The following is an 8,997-nucleotide window of genomic DNA, read 5'->3' as shown; positions in this document are numbered from 1 at the left end:
GACCAGTCCAGGGACGTGGGCAGGATGACGTGTCCGCTCGCCGGCCCCGTCAGCTCACCGAGAGAGCCGGGCACGGCGTATGTTGGGCGACGCTGAAAATGCCGACGAAGCAGGCGTTCACCGTGCCGACGAAGAATCCGGCGAATCGGGCGGCATCGTCGGCAAGGTGTCGCTGTTGTCGGCAAGGTGCCGCACGGATGCGTAGGACCGCCTCGGTCACGGCGCCAACCGGTTGTCCGGCGGGGCTGATATCGGCGTATGGGCAGGCGGCAGCCAGGAACGGCGCTGGTGGATCAGCCAGTCGGGGCGGGCGCGAGCAGTCGGCCACGGGTGAGGACCGCGATGTGCGGCCACAGGTCGTGCGTCCGGGAGTTGAAGCGGCGACGGGCGGCCACAGCAGCAGCCACCAGGGCCTCGACGGCGTGGGCGAGCGGGTCAACGCGGTCCGCGGTGGGCAACTGGGCCCAGTTCTCGTATAGCTGCCGCCAGGTGGCGAGTAACGCTGAGTGACTACACGGGGCTGCGGTCGCGCTGCTGGAGAGCGGCGAAGTCGGCGTGCGCCGTTTCGACGGCCTCGGGGTACGCCTGGGCCTTCTCGTGCTCGGCCAGGGCCCGGTAGATGCTGGAGAGGCTGGGGCTGTGTCCCTTGCGGCGGCCGGTGGGGATGAGCAGGTCGGGCTGGATGTCCTCGACCGTCTCGCCGTTCGCGCGGCGTCGGAGCACGGTGTGCAGCATGTCGTCGGTGATGACCGGGGGCCGGCCGCCGTGGTTGCCCTTGCGTGCTGCGGCGTCCAGTCCTTCGAGGGTGGACTCCCGAATGTTCTCGCGCTCCGTCTCGGCCATCGCCGCGAAGAACCCGAACAGCAGGCGTCCCGGCCCGCTGGGGTCGTACATCCCCTGAAGGGGACCGGCGAGCATCTCCAGCACCAGGCCGTGCGCGGTGAGGTGGTCGGCCAGGGCTGTCAGCTCCGCGGCGTCGCGCCCCAGCCTCTTCATCTCGTTCACCGTGAAAATCACCCGGCAGTGCGGGGCGTGCGCCTTGATCTCGCGGGCCGCAGCGAGCGCGGCCTCGAACTGCGGGTGCACCCGCACCCGGGTGCTGATCTTCTCGGAGAAGATCTTGTCCCGTGGGATGCCGTGTCCGGCGAGCGCGTCGAGCTGTGACTGGAGTTCCTGGGTGAGGCTGGAGCACCTCGCGTACCCGATGCGGATGTCCGCGGTCGGGGTGTCCGGGTCGACGGGCGCCGGCATCGGGGTGCCGGGCCGCCAGGGTTGGCCGGGGCCGCGGTCGGCGGGGGTGGGCACGCGCAGGAGTTTCGCGAGCCGGGGCACCTTCGTGAAGCGGCCGGTGTGATAGGTCCCGGCGACCGCGCCGGAGCGGGAGCGGCAGGGTGAACCTGGCGCTGCGTGACAGCGTGGGCAGGGGTGGCGCTCGACGTCGTCCGCTTCGGACGCGAGTGCGGTGTGAGGGTCCGTCATGACCCGGGATACTGTCACAAACAATTCCCAGAACATGCCTGGTTCAATTTTTGAGTGAGAACGAGTTGTGACAGCGAATCCGCGATCCGGACCGCCTCCGCCGACCGTTCTTGATCTTGCTCCGGGAAAGGAACGATTGTGAGAACGACAATGCACGGTCACCCCGCTTCGCCATGCCGCTAATTGCCGTGCCATCACGCATGGTCAGATTCGACTACGAAACGTTACTCACGCCTGGCGCCAGCTATACGAGGGCTGGACACAGGCGGGCGGAGGTCCATCCACTGCGGATGGGGAGAAGGCCAACTAATCAACTAAAGGGCATGAATTCGTGCAGGGATGAAAGCTGCATTATTTCCTATTTTTGGGTAACCCCTCCCAGCGTGGTGGGATGGTGAGCATGGTGTGGTAGGTGGCGGTGTCGGCTGGTTCGCCGACGGGTTGGCCTTCGGCTTCGACCCAGGCGTGGGCGGCGAAGGGGGAGGTGCGTACTCCGGTGCACCAGGTGGGCCAGGTCCCGCCGATGCGGCACAGCAGCGCGGTGGCCAGGGAGCGTTGAAGGCAGTAGCGGCCCGAGCACAGGACGCTGACAGCGGTGACGTCCCCTCGGGCGGTCAGCGCCGTGTCGTAGGAGGCGCTCCGCGCTCCCCGGCGGGCGGTCCGCAGTACCGCCAGGAGACGTGCGGGGGGCAGGTGCGCGAGAACCCGGGCGGCGGCGACAGCGGTGTGGGCAGCCAGCCGGCGTAGTGGCGGGGGGTGGTTTTTGCTGGTGTCGAGTGTCTGTCGGCTCACGGGGCGCTCACCAACCCGGCGCGGGTGCAATGGTCGATCAGGGCGTTGACATCGGCTTCGGCGTGCTCACGGCTTACGGGGCGTGCCTGGACCAGGGCGTCCGTGATCTGCTGGGGCGTGGAGCCGTCCAGGAATGCCTGCAGGACGGTCGCGCCGGTGGCGTTGAGTTGCCAATAGCGGCCGGTGCGGTGATCGAGCAGGACCATGCCGTCTTGGGTGGCGGTGCAGGTGACATCAGCGCGCAGTCGGCTCAACGGGGTGCTCCTCGGGTGCGGTAGTGGTGAGGTAGGCCGGGAGGGGGTGGGCGGCGAGGTCGCGCAGCCACAGTTCGGCTGCCAGGAGTTGCTCCAGGCCGTGCGTATGGCTGGTGAGGAGTTCGGGGCTGTGCAGCACGCGCCGCAGCCCGTTCTCGTCAGCGATGCCGGCGGCGACCAGGTGGGAGTTGCAGGCGAGGTCGGCGAGGTCGCGGCGGTGCTGTCGCAGGCTGTGGTGCCATTCCTGGGTGACGTGGTCCTTGGTGACTCTCTCCAGCAGGTAGTTGGGGACGATGCCGTCCATCGCTGCCGCCAGGAGCGGTTTGTAGCTCCAGGGGCTGGTGGTGTCCTGGGCGCGTACCGCCAGGCACGCGGCGATGACCGTGTCGTCGCAGAACGGGCTTTCCGCGGGCAGGGCGTCGACCGTCGAGTCGTGCAGGAAGAGGGAGGCGATCCTGCCCGCTTCCCTTGCCTGGTGGACCCTTGCGTGCAGGCCGCGGTCCACGGCCAGGGGGTGTGATTCGCGCGCCGCACAGTCCAGGAGGCCGGCCAGGAGGTCCACAGCATGGTCGGTGGCCCACGCGGGAAGACGCGGCCCCATGCCCCAGCTGTCGAGGCTGGGGCGGTCGGCGGCGGGTCCGCGCAGTCGGCTGCCGGTGGCAGCCAGCCAGCGGCGGTAGGAGCGGCCGTCGAACAGCAGCTTCGCGGTGGTCGCCAGCGGCCACCGCGACCGCGCTCCCCACCCGGCCGCGTGCCGCAGCGCCGTGACCGGATGGCGGCGCACCAGCGGATGGAGATACGACCACCGGGGAGGCAGGAGGACATCGTCGCCGCCGTATCCGGTCAGGCGCAGTCGCGCACCCCGGTGGCGCAATGCGTGGGCCAGGTGTTCCTGCAGGGCCCGCCCCCGTGTCACGGCCGTGGGCTCGTCGGCCGGATCGTGCCGTTCGCCCAGCCCGGCGAAGTAGCCCGGCAGCTCGGCGAACGTGAACGCCAGAGACCGGGAGCCAGGCAGGCGCTGTGCGGCATACGGGGCGTAGTGCCGGTCCTCGTTGCCGGGGGTGGTGCTGTGCAGCGAGGCGGTGACCAGGCGGGCCCCGGCCTCGGCCGCCAGGAAGCACAGCGAGGTGGAGTCCATGCCACCGGAAAGGTCCGCCCCCAGGACCTGCCCCGGCCGCACCCGCAGCAACACCGCCTCGCGCAGCGCATCGCGCAGGGCAGGTGCGCCCTGCGCGAGAGGCAGGTGCGCTGAGGGCGGCTGCCACCACACCTTCGTGTGGTGGCTCCCGTCCCGTTCCAGGACAAGTGCCCGGCCCGGCGCGACGGCATGGACTTGGCCCCACATCGAGCCACCGGCCAAAGGATGGGGCAGCGGGTCGACAGTCGAAATGCGGGCGGCGAGCTGGCCGGTGTCCACCACCGCATGCGTGAGCCAGGCCAGTGTGCGGGCACGGTCCGCGCACACCGTCACCCCCTCAACCGTCGCCCAGTACAGCCGGCGTGTCCCGAAAGCGCTCCCCCGCACATAGCTGCGCCCGTCGATGGACGCGAGCACATGGAAGCTGCCGGCAGCGCCGGCCACCGCCGTCTCGACATCTGGCAGGCCGCGCACGCTCTTCAACCGGGCACTCAGATCCTGTGCGGTGAGCGAACACCGCCCGGCCACGGCCAGCAGGGACGTGCCGGCCGAGGCGAACGCCCACTGCTCCTTCTGCCAGCGGCCGAACAGCCACGGTCGTCCCGAGGTGTGCGGCACGCTCTGCGGAGCGTGGCTTCGCAATCGCGCAAGACCATCGGATGCCATCGCCCGATCCGGAACCACGACGAACCAAGCCGCCGACACCTCGCCCAAGGACCTTCCCCTCGAAGGGGCGGGCGCAGACTCGCCGCGCCCGCCCATTGGGCCGAACATGCTCCGGCAGCGGCTCAGTCCGACGCCGGTACCGCCCATGGCCCTAACCCAGCGGCCATCGCACCCGCCTGTCAGTCGTCGTCGTACTTGCCGAAGCCCGCCTCATTCTTGTCGCCGACAGCGCCCTGGGTGTGTTCGGTGAAGTCTCCGACCTCGACCATCAGCGGGCTCTGATAGATGTCAGCCGGCTCGATACGCAACGTCGCGTCCACAGCGTCTCCCTTACACATGAGCAGGCGGAAACCTGCCTCTCTCAGGTATTAACACCCCAACCTGGAGAGAAGGAGCTGATCGCCCCTCAAACCCATCTGCCGTGTGATTGATCGACCCACCGTCGTCCCGCTACTTCGCGAAGTAGGAGTACGTCGCCCCGCGGGGCGGGAGATCGTGCGGCAGGTAGTTCCACCGAGAGCCCAAAGCGTGACACCGTCACTCAAACCTGTCTCGGCCCTAGCCACCGCAAGGTCGACACACAGATCAATGCGACAAGACGCAGTTCGATGCGACGGGACATCCACGGTACGGCCGCTCAATCTTCGATGAGAATGCTCAACCTTCGCTGCGACAGATCAACGACTGTCGGACGACACGAGATTGTCAGTGGTCGGCGACACGGGGTGTGGCAGTGATGGCCGCAGCTTCGTCGTACGCGGCGAGCGTTCAGTAGAGGGTGGAGCGGCCAAGGGCGAGGTGCTTCTTACGGCTGGCGGTTCACGATGGCAGTGGTGGAACTGTCAGGGCTGGCGACGCTCTTTGTCTCGAAGTATGCCTGGGTCACTCGCGTGGGCGCGTTGAGGTCAGTGCACTGGGGTTCGGTGAAGGAGTACGGGTCTCCCGCAGAGTTCTTCCACGTGTAGCCGACCCCCGGTGTGAATGTCGCGGGCACCAACGAGGACAGCAGCGGCACCCTGCCGGGGGCGAATTGCGTGGCCTTGTCGCCCGAGACCGCCACCCCGACCTCGGTAGGCAGCCCCTCGCCCCCACCTGCCGCTTCCCCTGTGCCCGTGTAGAGACCGAGCACACCAGTGTCCGCCCAGTCCTCGACGGTCTGTCCACACGTAGCAGCGACGTGTCCCTCGACCGCGAACGCCGGGGCAGCAGCGAACGTCGAAGCGGAAGCAAAGCACGCCGATACGGCTACGAGGGTAGCTCTGCAACAAATGATCTTCATCATGGTGGGACACCCTTCTAGCAGGCACAAAGGCCCGATCGGTGTACAAGTACGCAAGATCAACGAGACAGGTACTGCCAGGTAACGCCCAGATGCCAGTCCGGCGCAGGGGTTTGTCAGTGCGCCGGTTCGCGAGGCCCTCCTGCGCGTCTGGGTCGACGGCGGGATCGACACCGCCGACGCCGCGCAGCGCCAGGCCCTCGAAGCCCTTGCCGCCGCCGACATGGTCGCCCGCGGTGAGATCGTCGACGTCCTCGACGACAACGTCGCGTACAGCCTGCGGATGCTCGCCGAGCCGTCACCGCCTACTGACACACCTCATGTCGCCGTCCGCTGACATTTCGTGTCGCCAGCCACTGACGTTCTGTCGTCGTCCGACAACGACTCTCGGTCGCAGCACTGTGACCGAGGATCATAGTTGGCGGGTGATGCTCTCTTCGGTGCAGGTCGCCGGCAGGTGGAGGGAGATGGTTGGCGGATCTTGAGGGTGATAGTTGGCGGGCCGAGATCCGCCTTGGTCACGATGCGTGACTGATGGTGGCGATCACCTCGACGAAGTACCGAGCTCGCCGGCTCAAGCCTTCAGGCGCCTGAGGAATCAGCGGCACTCGGGGGTCTGCCGTCACGGTTGCTGCCTCTCGTATGGAGAGGTTGGTGCGGCGGTGCCGACGGCTGCGGAGCGCTGGACCAACGAACGGGGTCGCCGCCGGGGCCGCCGGTGAGCCAGGAACCGTCGCCCAGGGGCACCAGCTCGTACGGGTTGCTCGCCTCGACGGTGAACTCGCCGCTGAGGGTGCCCGTGCGTACGTCGACCAGGTGGTAACGGAACCACTCCTCCTCGTCCTGACTCTCACCACCCAGGGTGACGATGGCCGTGTCCTCGGTCAGGTAGCCGCCGCTCCATTCCACGAAGGACTCCTCCGGGTCGTACCCGAAGGCTTCGACGGGGAGGGTGAAGAGAACATCCCCGTTGGGGTGGTCGTGGAAGGCGACGTCCGCCTGCCCGTGGTCCACGGTCATGAACTGGTGCCCGGACGGAGCCAGGTCGATCAGGCAGCGGTCCGACCACGGGTAGGTCACGAACTCCGGCTCGCTGTCCGCCAAAAGAGTGCACGTGCTCGACCCGGGCGAGGGTTGGCGGGCTGGTCGCCTGGATAGATCATGACAGGGGCGGGGGACTGGCCTTCGGCCCGGAAAGGAGAACCATGGCAGACGGGTTCGACATCAACGACCGCTCGACCTGGGACTGGGTCAACGGCCGGGACGTGTCCTTCGTCGGTTTCACCGGCGGCGACTGCCTCCTCAATCCGGTGGATGCGGGGTCCTTCTTCCAGCGGGGCGAAAACGACATTGCCGTCTTCCAGTCGTGCCAGGGAGGCGCGGTCTTCCACGCGAAGGTTGGTGGTGTCGGCGCGGGCCTCCCAGGATTCGAAGTGGACAACTACGACTGGGCCGTCAGCAACGGACTGGTCAACGACCAACGCTGACCACGCCAGGCCCCTCGTGGGTTTGTCTACGCTCCTGCTGCTTGCGGTCTGTTTGCTGGCTGCTGCGGATCAAGGGGAACGGGAGCGACGACCTCACACGCCCCGGTAGGGGCGGACGCCGTCGGGGGCCTCGCCGTCCAGTACGCGCGGATTGAGAAGGTCTCAGCGCACCATGGCGACAACGGGGGGTGCTGCGCAGTGGACCGGCCGGGTTGCGCCGGCTGCTGGACGCGGTGGTGGTCAGCGATACCTCCGCGTCGCGGATCTCGCGCGGTGGTTCCGTTCGAGCAAGGACGTCATCCGGATCCGCGAGTTTCTCCACCCGGCGCGGGTTGTACCTGCGCATCACCATTGGCGCCTGGTCCGGTTTCGACTGTGGCATGCGGAGCTTGACGGCGTGAAAGTTGCGGCGCTTTGTCACCAGCAGCTGCGGGTGCGCGCTGCCTTCCTCCCGTCGGCTGCGGCGCTGCGTTGTCGATGCACAGCAAAGAAGGCCCCGACCGATGACCTGTTTTCGTCTGCACCGGGCGTGTGCGCTCAGTCCTAGCAATACCTGGACTGAGCGGTCGCGTGGTGGTGCGGTTCCTTTGAAGGGAAGCCCATGAGAGACACGGCCCTGATCGAGAAGCTGGTCGAGCAGACCCCTGCCGGCGGCGATGACGCGTTCTACACGAACTTCACGAGGCCCGATTCGCTGTCCGGGGCGGCCGTCGGTGACCCCCTCTACCTGCGGCCGCTGGTCAACACTTTCGCGGTGCCGGGGGGCGGGGAGAACTGGCTGGTGCTGTACCGGTCCGAGAGCGCGGGCCAGAACCCGACCGCGGTGGCGACTTCCGGCATCATCGTCCTGCCCGACCGTCAGGCGCACCCGGTCCCTAAGGGCGGCTACCCGCTGATCACCTGGTGCCACGGCACGGTGGGCTGCGCGAACCGGGTCGCGCCGTCGCGGGACACCGGCGACACCGGGGCGTCCCCCATGAACGCCTATCCCAAGGCGATGCTCGGCCGCTTCCTGGACCAGGGGTGGGCGGTGGCGATGACGGACTACGAGGCGCTGGGGACCGGTACCGACGACGGCACCGGAACCGGGCTGGGCCCCGACGACAAGCTCCACCCCTATTTGCTGGGCCAGTCCGAGGCACGCGCCGCGCTGGACATCGTGCTGGCCGCCCGCCGGCTCTTTCGCGACGAGATCTCCCAGATGTTCGCCATCGTCGGGCACTCCCAGGGCGGGCAGGCCGCCCTGTTCGCCGCCGCCAACGCGCCGGGCCGGGTGGACGGGCTCGTCGGCGTCGCGGCGATCGCCCCGGCCAACCACCCCTTCGACATCATCCAGGCCAGCGCCAACCTGGCGAACGTCTTCAAGAACTCCGGCTACGCGTTCTCGGCACTGTTCCTGGCGGGCGCCATCGCCGGATCCGCCGCCGACCACGCTGACGCGGACCCCGAATCCATCAAGATCATCGATCCCGGTCAGGTCCTGTCGGACGATGCGTTCGAGTTCTGGCCGCAGGTGTGGAACTTGTCCCGTGCCGAACTGGGCGCCGACCAAAAGCTCTTCGGCAGCCTGCGGGGCAACGAGCAGTTCCGTGCGGGCCCCGACGGCTCCGGCACCGGATACATCAACAACCCCAACGCCGACCAGCAGGAGTTCAACCGCCAGCTGAAAAAGATGAACCCGAACCTCGCCATCACCGTCCCCGTGCGCATCTCCCAGGCGCTGGAGGACAAGCGTGTCCAGTACCAGCCCTCCTCTCCGCTGACGGGTCCCTTCCCCGGCACCGAGAAGCTCATCGAGGAACTCAAGACAACCAACCCCGGCAGATTCATCGAAAAGCTATACGACGCGACCAAGGTGGACGATACCGAGGGGCCGCTGTGATCACACTTCACGACGTTCAA

General features: G+C 67.8%; 9 protein-coding genes and 1 pseudogene. 2 read left to right on the top strand and 8 right to left on the bottom strand.

What is annotated here, in order from left to right; genetic code table 11:
- Positions 1–293: 293 nt before the first annotated feature.
- The 8 genes and pseudogenes from O3W51_RS45775 to O3W51_RS45740 all read right to left on the bottom strand — a co-directional run.
- Positions 294–458, bottom strand: a complete 165-nt coding sequence (locus tag O3W51_RS45775) for a hypothetical protein (protein ID WP_198359215.1) — start codon at positions 456–458, stop codon at positions 294–296.
- Between the two features lie 52 nt (positions 459–510).
- On the bottom strand, positions 511–1,479 hold the full coding sequence (locus O3W51_RS45770; RefSeq protein WP_269289868.1) for a recombinase family protein: 969 nt from the start codon (positions 1,477–1,479) through the stop codon (positions 511–513).
- A gap of 351 nt (positions 1,480–1,830) precedes the next feature.
- The gene (locus tag O3W51_RS45765) at positions 1,831–2,271 is read right to left on the bottom strand and encodes a lasso peptide biosynthesis B2 protein (RefSeq protein WP_381589051.1); all 441 of its coding nucleotides are present in this window, start codon (positions 2,269–2,271) and stop codon (positions 1,831–1,833) included.
- Entirely contained in the window at positions 2,268–2,525 is a 258-nt protein-coding gene (locus O3W51_RS45760; RefSeq protein ID WP_269289867.1) for a lasso peptide biosynthesis PqqD family chaperone, read from the bottom strand. The genes O3W51_RS45765 and O3W51_RS45760 overlap by 4 nt, the downstream gene beginning before the upstream one ends.
- A complete protein-coding gene (locus O3W51_RS45755) occupies positions 2,506–4,281 on the bottom strand; it encodes an asparagine synthase-related protein (protein WP_269289865.1) in 1,776 nt (591 codons plus the stop codon). Before O3W51_RS45755 ends, O3W51_RS45760 begins: the two co-directional genes overlap by 20 nt.
- A gap of 227 nt (positions 4,282–4,508) precedes the next feature.
- The gene (locus O3W51_RS45750; protein ID WP_198359218.1) at positions 4,509–4,649 is read right to left on the bottom strand and encodes a burhizin family lasso peptide precursor; all 141 of its coding nucleotides are present in this window, start codon (positions 4,647–4,649) and stop codon (positions 4,509–4,511) included.
- 485 nt (positions 4,650–5,134) lie between these two features.
- Positions 5,135–5,611, bottom strand: a complete 477-nt coding sequence (locus tag O3W51_RS45745; RefSeq protein WP_198359219.1) for a hypothetical protein — start codon at positions 5,609–5,611, stop codon at positions 5,135–5,137.
- A gap of 579 nt (positions 5,612–6,190) precedes the next feature.
- Positions 6,191–6,709 (bottom strand): annotated as a pseudogene (locus O3W51_RS45740) (hypothetical protein); the annotation flags it as partial.
- A gap of 104 nt (positions 6,710–6,813) precedes the next feature.
- Here O3W51_RS45740 and O3W51_RS45735 point away from each other — a divergent pair.
- Complete coding sequence (locus O3W51_RS45735; RefSeq protein ID WP_198359220.1) at positions 6,814–7,095, top strand: hypothetical protein; 282 nt, start codon at positions 6,814–6,816, stop codon at positions 7,093–7,095.
- 601 nt (positions 7,096–7,696) lie between these two features.
- Positions 7,697–8,977, top strand: coding sequence for an alpha/beta fold hydrolase (locus tag O3W51_RS45730; RefSeq protein ID WP_269289861.1), 1,281 nt, complete (start codon positions 7,697–7,699; stop codon positions 8,975–8,977).
- Positions 8,978–8,997: the final 20 nt, after the last annotated feature.

It is taken from the genome of Streptomyces sp. H39-C1 (assembly GCF_027158125.1).
Classification (GTDB): Bacteria; Actinomycetota; Actinomycetes; order Streptomycetales; family Streptomycetaceae; genus Actinacidiphila; species Actinacidiphila fildesensis.
This window is presented reverse-complemented; position numbering and strand designations above follow the sequence as displayed.

What these genes read in the sequence shown, in the direction of transcription:
- O3W51_RS45770 (WP_269289868.1), bottom strand. Translation starts at nt 1,479, where the DNA reads ATGACGGACCCTCACACCGCACTCGCGTCCGAAGCGGACGACGTCGAG.
- O3W51_RS45745 (WP_198359219.1), bottom strand. Translation starts at nt 5,611, where the DNA reads ATGATGAAGATCATTTGTTGCAGAGCTACCCTCGTAGCCGTATCGGCG.
- O3W51_RS45735 (WP_198359220.1), top strand. Translation starts at nt 6,814, where the DNA reads ATGGCAGACGGGTTCGACATCAACGACCGCTCGACCTGGGACTGGGTC.
- O3W51_RS45730 (WP_269289861.1), top strand. Translation starts at nt 7,697, where the DNA reads ATGAGAGACACGGCCCTGATCGAGAAGCTGGTCGAGCAGACCCCTGCC.